Origin of the sequence: Rummeliibacillus sp. SL167 (assembly GCF_007896505.1) — a bacterium.
GTDB lineage: Bacteria > Bacillota > Bacilli > Bacillales_A > Planococcaceae > Rummeliibacillus > Rummeliibacillus suwonensis.
Map to the genome: position 1 here is coordinate 1,004,554 of NZ_VCBM01000001.1, position 18,341 is coordinate 1,022,894.

16 protein-coding genes and 1 other annotated feature are annotated in these 18,341 nt (G+C 34.9%); of the genes, 6 read left to right on the forward strand and 10 right to left on the reverse strand.

Going from position 1 to position 18,341, the window contains the following annotated elements; all coding sequences use genetic code 11:
- Positions 1-107: 107 nt before the first annotated feature.
- The 4 genes from FEZ13_RS04525 to FEZ13_RS04540 are packed head-to-tail and all read left to right on the forward strand — an operon-like array spanning position 108 to position 2,779.
- Positions 108-869, forward strand: a complete 762-nt coding sequence (locus FEZ13_RS04525) for an energy-coupling factor ABC transporter permease (RefSeq protein WP_146551633.1) — start codon at positions 108-110, stop codon at positions 867-869.
- Entirely contained in the window at positions 866-1,174 is a 309-nt protein-coding gene (locus FEZ13_RS04530) for an energy-coupling factor ABC transporter substrate-binding protein (RefSeq protein WP_146551634.1), read from the forward strand. Before FEZ13_RS04525 ends, FEZ13_RS04530 begins: the two co-directional genes overlap by 4 nt.
- A complete protein-coding gene (gene cbiQ / locus FEZ13_RS04535; protein WP_146551635.1) occupies positions 1,161-1,952 on the forward strand; it encodes a cobalt ECF transporter T component CbiQ in 792 nt (263 codons plus the stop codon). The genes FEZ13_RS04530 and cbiQ overlap by 14 nt, the downstream gene beginning before the upstream one ends.
- Positions 1,949-2,779: an energy-coupling factor ABC transporter ATP-binding protein gene (locus tag FEZ13_RS04540; protein WP_146548722.1), complete on the forward strand. Its 831-nt coding sequence runs from the start codon at positions 1,949-1,951 to the stop codon at positions 2,777-2,779. The genes cbiQ and FEZ13_RS04540 overlap by 4 nt, the downstream gene beginning before the upstream one ends.
- A 312-nt stretch (positions 2,780-3,091) precedes the next feature.
- On the opposite strand, the gene trpA is transcribed toward FEZ13_RS04540, so the two are convergent.
- From trpA to FEZ13_RS04570, 6 genes are all read right to left on the reverse strand, one after another.
- Positions 3,092-3,874 (reverse strand): tryptophan synthase subunit alpha, encoded by a 783-nt coding sequence (gene trpA / locus FEZ13_RS04545; RefSeq protein ID WP_146551636.1) that lies wholly within the window; start codon positions 3,872-3,874, stop codon positions 3,092-3,094.
- Entirely contained in the window at positions 3,864-5,072 is a 1,209-nt protein-coding gene (gene trpB / locus FEZ13_RS04550; RefSeq protein ID WP_146551637.1) for a tryptophan synthase subunit beta, read from the reverse strand. Before trpB ends, trpA begins: the two co-directional genes overlap by 11 nt.
- Entirely contained in the window at positions 5,053-5,691 is a 639-nt protein-coding gene (locus FEZ13_RS04555) for a phosphoribosylanthranilate isomerase (protein WP_146551638.1), read from the reverse strand. The genes trpB and FEZ13_RS04555 overlap by 20 nt, the downstream gene beginning before the upstream one ends.
- Positions 5,688-6,479: an indole-3-glycerol phosphate synthase TrpC gene (gene trpC / locus FEZ13_RS04560; protein WP_146551639.1), complete on the reverse strand. Its 792-nt coding sequence runs from the start codon at positions 6,477-6,479 to the stop codon at positions 5,688-5,690. The genes FEZ13_RS04555 and trpC overlap by 4 nt, the downstream gene beginning before the upstream one ends.
- The gene (trpD, locus tag FEZ13_RS04565; protein WP_146548727.1) at positions 6,476-7,504 is read right to left on the reverse strand and encodes an anthranilate phosphoribosyltransferase; all 1,029 of its coding nucleotides are present in this window, start codon (positions 7,502-7,504) and stop codon (positions 6,476-6,478) included. The genes trpC and trpD overlap by 4 nt, the downstream gene beginning before the upstream one ends.
- 175 nt (positions 7,505-7,679) lie before the next feature.
- Positions 7,680-7,892 (reverse strand) — a binding site (T-box leader).
- Between the two features lie 170 nt (positions 7,893-8,062).
- Positions 8,063-8,704 carry an alpha/beta hydrolase gene (locus FEZ13_RS04570; protein WP_146551640.1) on the reverse strand — a complete coding sequence of 214 codons (642 nt, stop codon included), beginning with the start codon at positions 8,702-8,704 and terminating at the stop codon, positions 8,063-8,065.
- Positions 8,705-9,042: 338 nt separating this feature from the next.
- Between FEZ13_RS04570 and FEZ13_RS04575 the strand changes: the two genes are divergently transcribed.
- Positions 9,043-9,816 carry a 3'-5' exonuclease gene (locus FEZ13_RS04575; protein WP_146551641.1) on the forward strand — a complete coding sequence of 258 codons (774 nt, stop codon included), beginning with the start codon at positions 9,043-9,045 and terminating at the stop codon, positions 9,814-9,816.
- A gap of 406 nt (positions 9,817-10,222) precedes the next feature.
- On the forward strand, positions 10,223-10,750 hold the full coding sequence (locus tag FEZ13_RS04580) for a hypothetical protein (protein WP_146551642.1): 528 nt from the start codon (positions 10,223-10,225) through the stop codon (positions 10,748-10,750).
- A 206-nt stretch (positions 10,751-10,956) separates the two neighbouring features.
- Here FEZ13_RS04580 and FEZ13_RS04585 read toward each other — a convergent pair whose 3' ends face one another.
- The 4 genes from FEZ13_RS04585 to FEZ13_RS04600 all read right to left on the reverse strand — a co-directional run bounded on the left by FEZ13_RS04585 (position 10,957) and on the right by FEZ13_RS04600 (position 17,780).
- Complete coding sequence (locus FEZ13_RS04585; RefSeq protein ID WP_146551643.1) at positions 10,957-12,987, reverse strand: methyl-accepting chemotaxis protein; 2,031 nt, start codon at positions 12,985-12,987, stop codon at positions 10,957-10,959.
- A gap of 84 nt (positions 12,988-13,071) precedes the next feature.
- The gene (locus FEZ13_RS04590) at positions 13,072-14,724 is read right to left on the reverse strand and encodes a methyl-accepting chemotaxis protein (RefSeq protein ID WP_146551644.1); all 1,653 of its coding nucleotides are present in this window, start codon (positions 14,722-14,724) and stop codon (positions 13,072-13,074) included.
- Between the two features lie 14 nt (positions 14,725-14,738).
- Complete coding sequence (locus tag FEZ13_RS04595; RefSeq protein ID WP_146551645.1) at positions 14,739-15,710, reverse strand: BMP family lipoprotein; 972 nt, start codon at positions 15,708-15,710, stop codon at positions 14,739-14,741.
- Positions 15,711-16,094: 384 nt separating this feature from the next.
- Positions 16,095-17,780 (reverse strand): methyl-accepting chemotaxis protein, encoded by a 1,686-nt coding sequence (locus FEZ13_RS04600; RefSeq protein WP_146551646.1) that lies wholly within the window; start codon positions 17,778-17,780, stop codon positions 16,095-16,097.
- Between the last annotated feature and the right edge of the window lie 561 nt (positions 17,781-18,341).

Here is an 18,341-nt window from a genome sequence, read left to right on the forward strand (position 1 = left end):
TATCCGTAAGAAGTGTTTTTTTATTGTCCTTATAGGGTGTGATGGAGGTGCAACAAAAGAAACTTTTAAATGTCACAATGGAATAAGTAATAGAGAGGATTGGTAAAATGAAAAATTTAAAAAAATATTTGAATTGGAAACTAGTTTATTTTCTTCTAGCCATTATGATTGTACCAAAACCAGCTTTTGCTATGCATATTATGGAAGGTTTTTTACCCGTTGAATGGGCTATTTTCTGGTGGGCAGTTTCCATTCCATTTTTAGTGATTGGATTCCGCTCCATCCGAAAAACAATTGTTGAAAATCCAGAAACCAAAATGATGTTAGGATTATCTGGAGCCTTTGCATTCGTATTATCAGCATTGAAAATTCCATCTGTTACAGGTAGTTGTTCTCATCCTACTGGTGTAGGCCTCGGTACTATATTATTTGGACCAATGGCTATGAGTGTGGTAGGTTTTATCGTTCTTTTATTCCAAGCATTATTGCTTGCACATGGTGGATTAACTACATTAGGTGCGAATACAGTTTCTATGGCGATTGTCGGTCCTCTTATTGCATACGGCGTATATAAAGGAGCTACTAAAATGGGATTATCTTTTTCATGGGCAGTATTTTTAGCCGCTGCACTTGGTGATTTGGGTACATATGTAGTGACATCTATCCAATTAGCACTTGCTTTCCCTTCTGATGTAGGCGGTTTCTTTGCTTCATTTACAAAATTTAGTGGCATTTTCGCTATTACACAAATTCCTTTAGCCATTAGTGAAGGGATTCTTACAGTTGTCATCATGAACTTCTTACAAAAATACAATTTAGCAGAGTTAAAAGCACTGAAAGTATTTAAAAAAGGAGCAGAACAACAATGAAAAAGAACTTATTGTTAATAGCATTAGTCATTATTTTGGCTGTTCTTCCTCTTTTCTTCCAAAAGGGTGCGGAATTTGGTGGTTCAGACGATCAAGCTGAAGCGGAAATAACGAAAATCGACTCTTCTTATCATCCATGGTTTTCTAACATTTGGGAACCGCCAAGTGGTGAGATTGAAAGTCTATTATTCTCCTTGCAGGCTGCTATAGGAGCAGGTTTTATCGGTTACTTTATCGGACTATCACGTGGTAAATCTAAAAAAGATGATAACAAAGAGGGCAAAGGAAAGCATGCTACTTATTGATCAATATGCTTATATCAATCATTTAGCAAAAACCCATCCCGTAGAAAAAATCGTTTTATCGCTCTTTCTTTTGATTTTTTCTTTGACAGTCAAGGATGCTTTGATTTCTCTTATTACTTTTTCGATGATGAGCGGACTCATTATTTTTGCAGCTAAAATACCTTGGACATATTATTTAAAATTACTTTGTATACCTGGATTGTTTTTATTGAGCAGCATGGTTGGAATACTATTCTCTTTTACTCAACATGCTGAATTGCTACACAGTTCGGTGTGGCAATTCTCATTTTTAAACAGCACTGTGTATATCACAACTCAAAGTATTCAAATGTGTATTCAATTATTTTTTTCGGTTTTAAGTAGTATTAGCTGCTTATATTTTTTAACGTTAACAACACCTGTCCATGATTTAATGCAAGTTTTAAAAAAATGCAGGGTACCACAACTAATGATTGAATTAACCGAGTTAACGTACCGATTCATTTTTGTATTTTTAGAAATTTCAGTTAGCGTTTTTCAGGCACAAAATTCAAGACTTGGCTATATTTCGATAAAAAGAGGCTTTCATTCTTTGGGAATGTTAATTTCCTCCCTATTCGTCCATGTTTTTCACCGTTCTAAGGAACTTTCAATAGCTATGGATTCTCGTGGCTATCATGAATCAGTGAATTTTCTTGAAGATTCTTATCATTATTCTAAAAGAAATTGGACTTTGATCAGTTTTGTCTTTGTACTCATCATTGGTGTTTACATTGAGTTTGGAGGAATCCTCGTTTGAATGATTTATACTTTGAAATTCAACATTTAACACATCGTTATGCCGATGGAACTGTAGCATTAAATGATCTATCTCTGACTATTTCCAAAGGTAAAAAGATCGCACTTCTTGGAAATAATGGTGCAGGAAAGTCTACACTATTTCAGCATTTAAATGGTATCCTTCAGCCGTCTTCTGGCAGTATTCTTTTTGAAAATCGCCCGATGAAATATGACCGAAAATCATTACTAGGATTACGTTCACGCGTGGGGATTGTATTCCAAGATCCTGATTCACAATTATTTGCTGGAAATGTACGTCAAGATATTTCATTTGGTCCATTAAATCTAGGTTGGTCTGAGGATAAAGTGAATGAAATGGTTGAATGGGCTATGACCGAAACAGAAGTTACTCCTTTACAGGACAAACCTATACATTTTTTGAGTTTAGGCCAAAAAAAGAGGGTCGCCATTGCTGGTGTATTGGCGATGAATACGGACGTTTTTATATTAGACGAACCTTCAGCTGGACTTGATGGGTATTATTCCAAGCAAATTTTACAGTTGCTTAATCAAATTCATCAATTAGATAAAACCATTATTTTATCCACGCATGATGTCCATTTTGCTTATGAGTGGGCAGATGAGATTATTGTCATGAGTGATGGTGAAGTGATTTATCATGGCGATCCTATTCATATTTTTAAACAAGAAGATTTACTATTAAAAGCACATTTAGAAAAGCCATGGATTTTTGAAATGGCAGAAGTTTTGCAAGCTAAGAACATCATTTCAAATATAAATGATTTTCCTAGAAATAAAGAACAACTGATCACCTATTTGAAATAGCCTTTCCCCCAATTGCTGCTAGTTTAAATAGTAAACCCGTTATGAAACTTCATAACGGGTTGTTCATTTATATTTATCTCGCGTTAACGTGGACAGTAAGACCCCGTCAATGCGGGATGAAGAAAACTCCCACTGATGGATGGAAGCTTCACTTTATCTAGGATTAACAGCAGTAAGATTCCACTTCAAAAGGAAGTATCAAGCAATCAGCGGCAGCTTTCCTCCTCATAAAATCACAATTGATTCGTTGAACACACAAGTTTGGGATGAAGAAAACTCCCAGCGTGTGTTTGTTTCATTTACGTTTAATGCCTAATCGTTTACTACAACCTTTGGCAATAACGCTTTGATCGCTGACTCATTCCCTTCATGGAAGGCTTTTACAATGGCACTACCTACGATTACACCATCTGCCATTGCTCCTATTTTCTCTACTTGTTCAGGTGTCGAAATACCGAATCCGGCAAGAACCGGAATATCACTGATTTCTTTAAGATTATGCAAATGCGCATCTAATGACTTGCCAAATTCATTGCGAACGCCAGTAATCCCATTAACAGTAACTGCATAGATAAATCCTTCCGCCGCCTTCGCGATTTTTTCAATTCGGTTTTGAGGACTCGTCAAGGATACAAGCTGAACCAATGCGACGGGAGATGTTATCAACTTTGATCGAATCATTTCAGATTCTTCTACTGGTAAATCGGGGATGATCAAACCGGCAATACCCACTTCCTCACACTTTGCAACAAATTTTTCAATGCCATAAGCAAGGATCGGATTCAAATAACTCATAATAATAAGTGGTACTTGAATGTCCTCTTTAAATTGAGCCATTTCATTTAAAATTACTTTTAAGTTTGCCCCTTCTTTTAATGCACGACTTCCAGCTTCTTGAATAACAGGACCATCTGCAACAGGGTCTGTAAAAGGAATGCCTAATTCAATAGCAGTGACACCCTCATTTTGTAAAAATAATATTTGCTTTCGAATAGCTTTCAGCCCGCCATCTCCTGCCATGATGTAAGGAATAAATGCTTTTTGACCGGCTTTTATTTTCTTTTCAATTGCTGATTGTAAAGGTTTAGTTGTCATGATTTTCTGCCCCCATTGCTGCTCGAACTGTTTCAACATCTTTGTCTCCGCGACCGGATAAACAAATGACTAAAATTTCATCAGGTTTCATCTCTTTGGCGATTTCAGCAGCGCGGTAAATGGCATGTGCACTTTCCAATGCTGGGATAATGCCTTCCGTACGGGATAATAATTTTAATCCCTCTAATGCTTCATCATCTGTGACTGAAGAATATTTTACACGACCAATATCATGTAAATAACAATGCTCTGGACCTACTCCAGGATAATCTAAACCTGCTGAGATTGAATGAGCCTCTTGGATAAAGCCATTATCATCTTGCAATAGGTACATATATGCTCCGTGCAACACGCCTTCTTTTAATTCGGCAAAAGCTGCTGCATGAAGCCCCGTTTGGATGCCACTTCCCGCAGCTTCGACACCATATAATTTGACGGATTCATCATTGACAAATGGATGGAACATACCGATAGCATTACTGCCTCCCCCTACACAAGCGACGATAGCGTTCGGTAATCTACCTTCTTTTTCAAGAATTTGTTTTCTTGTTTCATCACCGATAACTCTTTGGAAGTCACGCACAATACGTGGGAATGGATGTGGTCCTAAAGCTGATCCTAGAATATAATGCGTATCTTCTACATTTGTGACCCAATAGCGCAGTGCTTCATTGACAGCATCTTTTAAAGTGCCGCCACCTTGGTCAACAGAAACAACAGTTGCACCTAATAATTCCATACGAAATACATTCAATGCTTGGCGTCTGACATCTTCTTTTCCCATGAAAATAACACATTCTAAATCAAAAAGTGCACAAACGGTTGCCGTCGCAACACCATGTTGACCTGCCCCTGTTTCAGCAACAATTTTCTTTTTGCCCATTCTGAGCGCAAGAAGTGCTTGACCTAAGGCATTATTGATCTTGTGTGCTCCCGTATGATTCAGATCTTCACGTTTCAAATAGATTTTTGCTCCACCTATTTTCTTTGTTAAGTGTTCCGCATAATAGAGTGGATTTTCACGTCCCACATAATCTTTTAAATAATATTGTAATTCCTCATGAAAAGATGGATCTTTTGTCGCTTCATCATAAGCTGTTTCTAATTCATTTAAAGCCGTCATCAATGTTTCTGGCACAAATTGACCACCAAATTTGCCATATCGTCCCGCTTTTTGTTCACTTAGTTCTTTTACCATTTACAAGACACTCTCCTTTTGCTGCTTCGATAAATCTTTTGATTAGAACATGATCCTTTTGTCCGTTTTTTTCTACACCACTGGACACATCCAACATATAAGGGTTAGCAATATCAATGGCTTGTTTGACATTTGAAGCGTTTAATCCCCCTGCAAGGATAATTTTTCGCTCTTTTAATGCTGGATGGTTGAACAACAAGTTCCAATTGAATGTTTTCCCACTGCCACCTGCAAACTCAATACCAGGTGCATCGAACAACAAATAATCTGTATCATAGGTAGATGCTCGTTCAATGTCCTCTTCACATTTCACAGAACAAGCTTTTATGGAAGGAAGACCTAGTCTTTGAATCTCTTCATTTGTTTCATGACCATGAAATTGAACATAATCTAATGGCACTTCTTGATAAGCCTTGACAATAAATGCCGGCTCCGCATCAACAAAGACACCAATTTTTAATACACTCGCTGGAACAGCTGTTGCTAATTGGGCCGCTTTTTCAATAGAAACTTGTCTTTTACTTTTCGCAAAAACAAATCCAATCGCATCAGCCCCTGATTGAACAGCCGTATTTACATGTTCTTTGTTCATCAAGCCACATATTTTTACTTTTGTCATAGTGCTACAACACCCTTTGGAACTTGTAATGCTGTTAATGTTGTTTCAACATCATTACTTCGCATTAGCGTTTCACCAACTAAAATAGCACTAACACCACATGCGGCAACAAACTTCGCATCTTCAACCGTTTTCATACCACTTTCGCTGATTAACACCCGTTCCTCTTGAAAAGGAAATTTTTTGGCAATGGTTGCGGTATGTTGCAGATCCACTTGAAATGTCTTTAAGTCCCGATTATTAATGCCAATTATTTTCGCGTCGATTTCTAAAGCTGTTTGAAGTTCTTTGTCGTCATGTACTTCAACTAACACATCTAGATTTTTGGATGTTGCGTATTGGTACAGGGATGCTAGTTTTTCCTTTGATAACGCAGCAACGATCAATAAAATAACGGAAGCGCCATGGAATTTCGCATAATCAATTTGTATTTCATCAATAATAAAATCCTTACAAAGTACAGGGATTTGAACAACATCTGTCACATTTTTTAAATCTTCAAATGTTCCCTTAAAAAATGGGGTGTCTGTTAAAACAGAGATACATGCAGCACCCGCCTTCTCATATAATAAGGCTTGTTTTACTGGATTTACGCCATTATTAATGATCCCCTTTGAGGGTGAAGCTCTTTTAATCTCAGAAATCACTTGAAGTGTTTTCGCACTTTTTAACTTTTCATAAAGCGAAGGTCGAATTTTTTCCTCAGATTGTTGTAAAAGGTTTTCTTTTTTTAATCGTTGTACTTCTTCCCTCTTTTTTTCAATGATTGTATCTAGGATGGTGGTCATAATAGTTGCTCCTTTCGATGTGCTTCGCTAAAGGCTATGACGGCTTCTAATTTTTCCAATGCTTTGCCAGACTCAATCGTATCAATCGCAAGTTCTACACCGTCTTTTACTTTATCTACCTGACCATATGCAAATAATCCAATACCTGCATTTAAAGCGACAACATCAAAGTAAGCATCCCTTTTTCCTTTTAACAATTCTTTTAAAATCACGGCATTTTCTTCAGCATTCCCACCACGGATGGCTTCTATCGGAGCTTCTTTTAAGCCAACATCTTCGGGACGGAGGGAGAATGGGATTAAATCACCATGATCTACAAGTACTAATTGGTTTTCACCAGCTAATGATGCTTCATCCATGCCACCTGCCCCATTTACGACAACAGCGCGTTCTTTACCAAGTATTTTCATGACCGTTGCATATTCCATCAAGAAATCTGGACGATAAATACCTGTAAATTGTGTTGCTAAGTCAACGGGATTCGTTAAAGGACCCACTAAATTAAAAATAGTTGGTTTGCCAATCTTTCTTCTCACTTGACCAATTCTTTTTAATTTGGGATGAACATTTGGCGCGTATAAAAAAGTAAGATTTTCTTTATCTAAAAGCTCAATTGTTTCTGGAATTGTAAAGTTTGTATGGATTCCTAATGTTTCTAGTATATCTGCACTTCCAGCTGCACTTGAAATTTTGCGGTTACCATGTTTTGCGATTTTTACACCTGTTGCCGCTAATACAAACGCTGCTGTTGTACTGATGTTAAAGCTGTTACAGCCATCTCCACCTGTCCCACAATTATCGATATATCGTCCTTCTTTTGCGGGAACATTTAATGCAAAGGATTTCATGACCGTTGCAAGAGCTGCTACTTCAGAGGCGGTTTCCCCGTTTTGAGATAATGCGATTAAAAATTCTTCAATTTCCTCAAGGGGTGTTTCATCTTGAAACATTTCTGTAGAAGTATTTAACATTTCTTCATACGTTAAATGTTGACGATTTTTGAGTTGTTCAATTGCTTTTTTCATATTTATCTCTCCTCATTTTCTTTACTGTGCATTTGATCATACAGTTCAAGAATTTGTTTTGTGCAATATCTCTAAAACCATATATCTGTTCGAGATTGAGAAATGATGATAATTTTCTTTATGTTGCTGAGGGAGTCGATGAAATAAAAAAGCCCCCATGAAAGAATAATTCTTTCATGAGGACGATACATACCGCGTTGCCACCTCAAGTTGAAGTTCGAAAACTTCCCCTTAAAATCTGTAACGTAGATTAAACGTCATTCGCTACTCACTTTTTCACGAATGCTCTCCTAAGTCCATTCACATAGATCATTGGTCAGCTTTCCACCCACCGCTAACTCTCTTGACAATGATTGCATATGCTACTATTCTTAATCTTCAATTTCTCAGCTATGCTCAACTATTCTCATCTCAACTCAAAAGGCCAACCTTGCTATAAAGTTGCTACCTATCGAACAATGTTTAATGTAATTCTATTCATTCTAATGAGATATGTCAACATTTTTTTACTATTTCCATAGAAATATATTTTAATTTTCAATCAATTTCAATTTACTTTTAAAAATGCTCTTTTAAAAATGTGATGAGACCTTGTTGAATATCAGGCGTCACGCCATGTCCATCTTCAAAGGATTGAAATGTAACGTCTGCGCCCTGTTCGGCAAAAAAGTCTCGACTTGCCTCTCCCCATTGATAGGGAAGTACCATATCATATGTGCCATGTGAAATGAATACAGGTAGCCCTTCGATAGAATGCTTCTTATACTCTGTTTTCACAAATTCAGGAATGTATCCGCTCAATGCAACAATTCCAGCTAATTTTTCTTTTCCCATCGCAAAAGCTAAAGATTTGGAAAGAATAGCCCCCTGACTGAAACCCATTAAAAAGATTTTTTCTGCATCGATCGGATATTCAGTAATAGCTTCTTGGATAAAGTTCATAATATGCACAATCACTTGATCAAATACATGACGATGTGGTTTTCCAAATTCTTCAATCGTAAAAAAAGCATATCCCGGTTGTTGAACAATAGGACCTTGTAAACTAAAAATAAAACATTGATCCTTGATCTCGTCTAGTAATCCTGGTAAATCATGTTCGTTACTTCCCATACCATGCATGAGGAACACTGCGGGATATAACTTTCCCTGTTCTACGTCCTCTGGTGCTGAATATATAAATGTAAATGGAGAATTCATGTATATCTTCCCTTCGAGATAATTTAATTTTATGATAGCATACTACTAGTAGTATATTAAAATATTTACTCATAGCTTTATAAACAGAATTTCCATTGATTCATTTTTCACATGAATAGACAAATTTAAATCTTGAAAGTGTATATGTGGAAAATGTAGTTTTTCTATCTTTTTTTGAATTATGAAATGAAGTTAGTATGATATAAACTATGGTGAACGGATCAGATTCAAGCGTTTTTTTAACTTAGCGAATGGAAGATATGATCAATTCTATATTGATGTTTGAATTTTCTAATATTTATATGTAATAATAAAAAGGAAAAAAGGCAGGCGGTATAATGGAGTTTATTATATTTGATTTAGAATGGAATTCAGTTTTTCGAAATGGTAAATTATACAACCAAGATATTACAGAAATAGGCGCTGTTGAGGTAAGCGAAGTAGATCAGCGATTAATATTAGGAAGAAAATTTCACTCTTATGTAAGACCACCCCAAAAAATATCACCTCAAATTAGGCAATTAACAAATTTACAGGAAGTAGATCGTTGGTTAGCACATAAATTTCCTATTGTTCTAAAACATTTTTATAAATGGCTCGGGCATAAATCATACATATTTTGTTCTTGGGGAGAACAGGATCGCACTGTATTGCAAAAAAATTTACGATTCTATCAACTTAGGGGGAATTATTTTACACAATATTTTGATTTGCAAAAGGCATTTTCGGTTTTAAAAAATCATCAAAATGGAAACCAAATAGGTTTGCTAAAAGCAATAGAAACTTTAGGCCTAACCTTTGAAGGAACTCCTCATTGTTCAGTCGATGATGCTTTTAATACAGCTAAAGTTTTTATGAAAACTTTTCATCAATTGTCAATCCATCCTGAGCCATTTCTAAAAAATTGGCAAGATCATGAGTATAAAAAACAAATTTTGAATATTATAAAACTACGAAAAGAGCTGGACTTTAGCTATCAAGAATTGTCAATCATTTCGAATATCAGTCAAGAAGAACTAAAACAAATAGAAACATTTCAAGTGCAAAAAAAGCAAAAAGAAATTACAAGGTTAGTTAATTTACTTTATGCTATGAAAGCTAAGGGACTTTGAATAATAGGAAAAATTATTACGATTACCCTATTCCTAAACTTTTTAAATATTTATTCATGAATACATACAGACTGCAGACAAAGCCAAATTTTGAGTATGCCTGCCAGTCTTTTTTCAATGAAAATAGAATTCACCGATTTACGCTTTGAAAAACAGTTTTAATGGATATAGGTGAATTTCCATTCTTATTTGCACTTTGATATCGTTAAAGTTTAACGAATGAATACCATCTAAAAGAGTGCATAATACTTTTCCTTAATGCGGTTTGTTTTATTTAAAAATATAGACTATCGAGGTTTATAAAATAAACTATATTTTAGATCATTTAAATTTGTTTTGCTTACATAAAAAATCATGTTTTGTATCAGTCTATTGTTATAACTAAGTTTAAAAAGGATGAGTCAAAATGCGGAAAACGATCATTGTGATGTTACCGATTGTAGCTAGTTTTTTATCTGAACCTTTTGTGAGCAGTGCAGTTGAAAAGGATTTTGAAGAGTATTATGTTGATATTGGCTACACTGATATAGCAACTGCTCTTATAGATGGGCAAAAACATTTCAAAACGGATATTTCTTTGCCCTCAAAATTGCCGGGAATTTCGTTTACACATGCATTTGGTCGACTTAATGATTTAGATGGAGAAGTAGATGATGAATTAGAATTTGAATTTTTAAATGCCCAAAAAGATCAGAACCATTTTAAAATTTTGATCAAACCAGTTCAATATAAAGAGAAATTTGAAGAAAAGAACATCAAACAAAAGATCAAAATGAATAATGGCAGTGAAGCTATATATAGTAAAAGCTTAACTGGATTCGATACATTAGTTTTTGAAAAAAATAACTTACAATATATATTAAGCATGGATGAAAGCAGTAACTTAAAGTCATCGATGGACAGTTTAGTTGAGATAGCAAATAGCGTAAAGTAAACTGTCACAAGCAGTTGCTCCCAGGTCTGGCTCTACATGAAAAAATTTTCAAACAATAAAAGACTTGACCTAGTTTTTGCTAGGAACAAGTCTTTTGGTAAAAATTTCACTTTATGTTTTGTGCAGGTTAAATCTTGTGTATCCTAGTTAATCAATAGCGAAGTTCCTTTTTTTAAACAAGCCTTTTAAAATTCAAAGGAAATCTTCTATACATTAAATTTTCCTGTTTCTTCTTGAAGATTCTGAGCCAACTTGGCTAATTGTTCAGCGGCAGTTGCCATTTCAGTCATTGTTGAAGCTTGTTCCTCTGTGATAGCAGAGACGTTTAACGTATGATCGTTTGTTGCAACCGCTTGTTTACTGATTTCCTGAACTTTAAAAGTCACTTTTGTCAGCTTATCATATGCATTTGTTGTACTAAAACTAGTTTGCTCAATCGTTTGTTTTAATTCCAGAATTGCTTTTGCAATAGTATCAAAATTTACCCCGGCTTGTTGAACAGAAACAATCCCATTCTGAGCAATAGAACGACTTTGCTCCATCATTAAAATCGCTTTATTAATTTGATTTTGGACATTATGCACAAGTGTTGCAATCTCCTGAGAGGCTTGACTTGTTTGTTCAGCGAGTTCTTTCACTTCTCCAGCTACTACTGCAAAGCCCTTTCCTGCTTCTCCAGCTCGTGCAGCTTCAATAGCTGCGTTTAAAGACAATAAATTGGTTTGCTCTGTGATGGATGAAATGAGTTGGCTCATTTTCTCTATTTTTATAGAATGAACGCTTAAGTTACTAACTAAATTAGCTGAATCTTCTATCTGCGTATGCAAGTGAGTAAATTCATCAACAAATAATGAAATTTGTTTTGCCCCTTCTACTGCTAAATCAGATGTAGCAGCTGAATGGGTTACCGTACTTTCTAGGGTATTTTTAACGTCTGTCATTTCATTAGCCAATTGAGTAGTTGCGGATTCTAATTGATCACTTACAACCTGCTGTTTAGTTGTATTTTCTGCGACATCTTGAATAGAAATAGCTACCTCTGTTACGGAATGGTTGACCTCTTGCACGCTTGCAGTCAACTCTTCTGCGGTGGAAGCAACTGTTTCAGATTCAGTTAAAATGCTTTTGACCATTTTCCTTAATGCTTTGACAGAATGATTATAATATTGCGCCATCTCGCCAAATTCATCTTTAGTAGCAACAGACATTGTTTGCGTTAGATCTCCTGTGGCAAGATGACCTAAATGCTTATTGATTACCTGTACTTCACCACGCATGTAACGGGCTAACAAATAAATAATAATTGCAATCAATACTATCAAAACAATACTGACCACAATTTGTTGGTAGACCATTCCTTGTACATCTGCATATAACTCTTTTGTTGGAACAAGTAATACAAGTTTCCATGGTACACCATCTATTTTCTTATATTGTAATGTATAATTTATCCCTTTAATAGTCGTTTCCATTAGTTGTTGCTCTTTTGAAAATTTTTCAATAGGAATTTTTAAAAATTTTTGGACGGTTTCTTTATTAACCTTCTTAGCATCAGGATGTGTTAAAAACTTTCCGTTATGATCCATTAAAAATGCATAACCACTATCTCGTATTTTGACATCTGATACAATCGATTGTATGGAATCTAGCACGTAGTCACCTGTAATAACCCCAATTGGAGTTGAATTTTTCACTACTTGAACACCAAATGAGATAAACATTTTTCCTAATGATTGATCGAAATAAGGCTCTGTATAGGTTATTTTTGATGATTGTATGCTATCTGTATACCACTTTTGCGTATGAAAAGCATAAGAAGGTTTTTCATAGACATTTGTATAAACCATTTTTTCATTTTCTTTATATACATACGGTCCAAAGTTTTTTCCACCAGCTGCATTTTTTTCAAGCCAAAGTCCCATTCCATAAGTTTCTTTATTGGATGGGAGTAATTGCTCAGCAAACTGTTTAAATTGCTCCCTTGTCATCACTTTATCCGCAGATTCTATAGAAGATTTTGCACTATAAATGAGCTGTTCGTGTGAGTGTAATTTATTTTCTACTGAATTACCTACATTGTCTGCTAGCAACGCCATTTCGTTCTCAATTGATTTTTGCAATTCTTTAGATGCACTAATATAGTTGATGATGGACATTCCAGCTAAAAAAATTGTAATAATGGGAAAAAGTATACCGATTTTTAGAATGAGCTTAAGGTTCCCTAATAGCTTTTTCATTCACTTTTCTCCTTTGTATTTGGTTTTAAAAAACATGTTCATTTATATTTTTCAACTTCATGCTCACCATCATGGGCTTCATCTTTATTTTAGTTTAAATATAGCTAATGTTTGATTTAAATCATCCGTTAATTGACGTAAATCTGTTACTTTTTCTCCCATCTTTTTAAAAGATGTCAGTTGTTCTGCTGTTGAGGCTGATATTTCTTCCCCTCCTGCTACAGATTGTTCGACTACCGCGCTAATACTTTCCACATTTTGAAGCACTTGAGTCCCTCTCTTTTTTGACTGTTGAATAGCTGACTGTAAGCTTGTTAATTCGGTCGCAATTCCTTGGACTTTCTTCTCAATATGATCAAATGTTTTGTTTACTTCTTCCATTGACTGACGCTGTTGATTCGCAATAGTTACACCGTTTGTGACGGATTGTGAGATATCAACGATGCCAGTTTGGATGAGCCCCACCATTTCAAAAATTTGTGATGTCGCTTTTGTTGACTCTTCTGCCAATTTCCTCACTTCTTCTGCTACAACAGCAAAGCCCTTTCCAGATTCTCCGGCACGAGCCGCTTCAATAGCTGCGTTTAAAGCAAGCAAATTTGTTTGATCCGCAATATTTGAAACAGTTTGTGCCATATCCCCAATATTGGATGTGTAATGAACAAATAATTTTGTCGCTTCTTCAATTTGTTGCATAGTCTCTTTGTTCTTTACGATTAATTCTTGCTGAATGACCATCACCTGTTGACCAGATTGAATGGCTTCTACTGACTCCTCTCCATATGTAACTACTTCCTGTGAGCGTTCAACATTTGTTAGCAATTCAAGATCTACTTGTTCAATAAGTGACACAGCTTCTTGTAAATCTTCTGAAATAGTTTGAAAGCCCACTGATAATTCGTCAGTAGCAATAGCGACCTGATTACTCATTTGTGTCAAGCCACCATTGTCTGTTTCAATTTCTTTAGCAAATCCCTCAACTTCTTTACTAACTTTTTCAATAGAAAATAAAAGTCCCTTTAGCTGCTTGACCATCAGCGAAAAGGAAGTAGTTAGCGTACCCACTTCATCCTTTACTGCATATTTAAACAACTCCACATTTAAGTTTCCTTGTGAAATTTGGCTTGCATGAGAAGCAAGATTCTTTAATGGTTTAGTGATTGATCTCATCATCTGGATACTAATGATGATTGCAACAATGATTAGAGCAATACTGCCAATCACTACGGATGTAACTATAAATGATATTTTATTTTCTAAATTTTTTTGAATAGTATCATAATCATCATTCACATATAAATTAAGTAAATATATATCATTTAAAATACCGTCTATTCGGATCGATTGCTTCTTTGCCTCCGCTTGATTTTTTGTATTTAAAAAAGTAGTCGTTTCTTTTTTCCATATGTTATATTTTTGGCTTACTTTTTTAAAAACTTTGACGCTATCTGCATCTGTTAATTGTTTAGATAATTGTTTCATAAGCAAATCAATTTTTTCTATATTTTGCTCTACTTCTGCTTTGTTAGCATCTGTGACTGTAAAAGAAAAATTATTGATGGCCTGCTTAGTCATACTCATGTTAGCATCCAATTTTTGTACATCTATTAAAATCGCAACATTATCCTTATTTGATGATTGAATAGCAACCATATTGAACAATATGAACGCGATCATTAAAATTGCCAATAATAATCCAACTAAAGAGTTCAATATTAATTTCTTTTTGAGTGTCATGACTGATAACCTCCCTAATAATTACCATTGGTCAGTTTTTCTTTTTCTTTCTTCAAACGATCTTCTTGTTCTTTTGTTAAAGAAACAACCCTAATAGGAGCCAGTCCCACTCCATTTTCATCTATCCCCAATTCTTGCTGTTTCTTAGTCACTACACCTTTTTTGGTCAGTTGTGCCGCGATTTCAAACAAAGCCACATCTACATGTTTCAACATGGATGTCACTACAGCTTTTTCTGCATAGAAATATTGATCGGTATCTACACCAATTGCTAAAACTTTTTCTTTTTGTGCTTCTTTCAGCATCCCTACACCTGTAAAGCCAGCTGCTGCATAAATTACGTCTGCTTTTTGGGCAATCATCTGTTTTGTTATTTGACTACCAAGCTTGTCATCTCCAAAGTTACCTGCATATTTTTCAATAATCGTAATATTAGGTTTAACCACTTTAGCACCTTTCTGAAATCCTTCAGAAAATTGTTGAATAGTGGGAACATCGTCTCCACCTATGAATCCCAACACATTTGATTTCGTTGTTAATGCTGCTACAACGCCAGCTAAATAGCTTCCTTGATCTGCTTTAAAAGTAATCGAACTAACATTTTGAAGGTTAGATACGGCATCAATAAGAACAAACTGCTGTTTAGGGTATTTTTTTGCTACTTTTTCTAAATCTTCCTGAACCATAAATCCTAACCCTACAATGACATCATTGCCCTGTTTCACAAGTTCGGTTAACCCTTTTTCATAAGTTTTTGTATCTTTGATTTCTCGATAATCAAACAAAATTCCTAATTCATCACGTGCTCGAACTAATCCCTTAAAAGCCGAATCGCTAAAGGATTGATCGCCAAGTCCTACATCTGAGAGCATAATGCCAATCTTCATTTTATCTTTCACATGATCAATCTGACTTTCTTGCCCTCTGCCACATCCAGATGAAAGCAATATACCTATTAATATCAGTAATAGACATCTACGCCCCATAACGATCACTCCCTTATTTTTTGTATATTCATTATAGTACGATAGTCATCGATACAACCCACTTTTTGACTACTTTTTACAATTTTCTAACAATTTAATAACAAAAAATTGATTTTTATCCAAGACAGTAGTTTTTGAAGCAGAAATTCATATGTATTTTTTAATGAGATTGTCGCTTTCTAAAGAACAAAAAAACCGCCTTTTTTTATATTTGTAAATACTGATACAAAATAAAAGAAAAAGACGGTTTTTATAAACAATTAACAGATTGTCATACTCATTATAATGAGTAGAAAGGGCTCTCTATTATAAAAGATAAGTTTATTTCAAAAGATGAACTGAAATATTTTACACATTATCAGAAAAACAAAAAACTCTACGATTTTACACTTTAAATTCTTGTATTTGATTTTGTAATTTGACTGCTTGATCTGTCATTTCTTTCGTTACTGAATTAATTTCTTGAATCGTTGCTACCTGTTCTTCGGTCGCCGCGGCTACTGATTCAATGGCTCCAGCAGCACTATTTGCTCCATTTGCCATTTCTTGAACGGAGGCTGATACTTCTTCTGTTGCTGCAGACACCTCTTGCGCTGCGGATGACACTTGTTCAATACGGTCTGTAATTGAATCTACTGAATCTAAAATATGTGTAAAGGCTTGCTGTGCCTCTTCAATTAACGTTACACCACTTTCTACATCGACAACTGTAGTATTAATCGATTTTTCTACATCCTCTGTATCATTTTGAATGTTATTCGTTAATTCTACAATTTCGTCTGCTGACGCTCTAGATTGTTCCGCCAATTTCCGCACTTCTTCTGCTACAACAGCGAAACCTTTACCATGTTCTCCTGCACGTGCTGCTTCAATCGCAGCATTCAATGCTAATAAATTGGTTTGATCCGTGATATCTGTAATCACTTTCGTAATATCGCCGATTTTTTCAGATTGCTCTGCCAATTGGCGAACACGCGTACGCGTATCATATGATGATTCTTGAATACGTTTCAACTGTTCGTGCGTAGAGCTTAATGTTTGTCCACCACGTTCAGCTGTTGTTTGTGCTTCAGTTGCTTCCTGATGCACTTCTTGTGTGGAATGGGCAATAGATTGTACACTTTTAGCTGTTTCTTCTACCGCAATCGATGTATCTTTTCCAACTTCAGAAGAGGATGTCGCAGCATTTGATACTAATTCCAATTTTCCAGCAACCTCTTGAGAAGCCTTTGCTACTTCTTCTGTACTTGCCGATAATTCTTCAGCAGCAGCTGTGGAGTGCTCGATATTCTCTGACACTTTCGCGATTAAGTTTCGTAAACTATTTTTCATCTTGTTGAAAGATGCCCCAAGCGCACCTATTTCATCTTTTGTTTTAATTGAGATATCTGCTACTGTTAAATCTCCATCAGCAATAATATTTGCTGTATCATGAAGCAGGTTCAATGGACGAATAATAGTTCGACGTATGAATAAAATGAGGAAAACAACAATGGCTATTGAGATCAGCAGACTAATTAATGATGTTACATTAGAAGAGCTTATTGAGTGTTGAATACTATTTTTGGTATTATCTAATTGTTTATGCTGATAATTTATCATTTTCTCCGAACTATTTAAAATGGCTATATTGGCATCTTTTAAAGGACCATTAACAATTTCGGCAGCCTTTTTGTTATCTCCTCGATCAAGAGCTGTATTTAATGTTGCCATTTCATTATTAAATGAAATATTTGCCGTGTTAATCGTTTTCCAATATCCTTGCATGGTTTGACTTCGAATAAGTTTTTGTAATTGTGCAATGGAAGAGTCTAAATTTTTCGCGTATTCTTCAAGATTTTGACGATTTTCTTCATTTGGATCTATGATAGATGCTCTTGCGTAAAGTCCTTGCATCGCCAAATCCGTACGAATTTCATCCACTACCATGATTTGTGTCACACGGTTATCGAGCGCTTCATCAACATTTGCATCGATCGATCTTAAATTCATAAAATTAAGAATAATAGAGATAATAAATAAAATAATGATTCCGTAAAATGACAAATTTAGCTTTTTGCTTATGTTCATAAAAATTTTTCCTCCAATAGGATTATAATATAATAAATATATTTATAATACAATTTTATCACTTATATAGAAACAATCACCCTCTCTTTCCTATATAAAAATAGGAATACGCTTACATTTATGTGACTATATTCATTTTGTTTTTCTTAATTAATAAACCTAATGTACTATAATTTTATCAAACCTTGTATCTACGTCAAGTCTTTAGGTATATAAAGTTTTTCTTTTTTGTTCTTTACAATCTCTTAATAATCCCTCGTTTTGGTGCTATCTACAAAACAATGATTTGAGTACTAAAACTCATGAGTAAATTCTCAGTTGAAGATAAGCACTCATTAAATCTTTTCTTTAAATAGTTTTGTAGAAATTAAATAATTACGTAATAACAAAAATATGTTTATCTCAAAAGTAATAGGGTATCAACTTTGAAAAGTATGTTATGTACATTTTTTCTGTGATTGTACGATTTAATTGATAGATATAGATTTCAGCCCCATAGAACCAATCGAAAAAAGGAGACCCAAAAGCTTTACATACAAAAAAGCATAGAGTACTGATTTT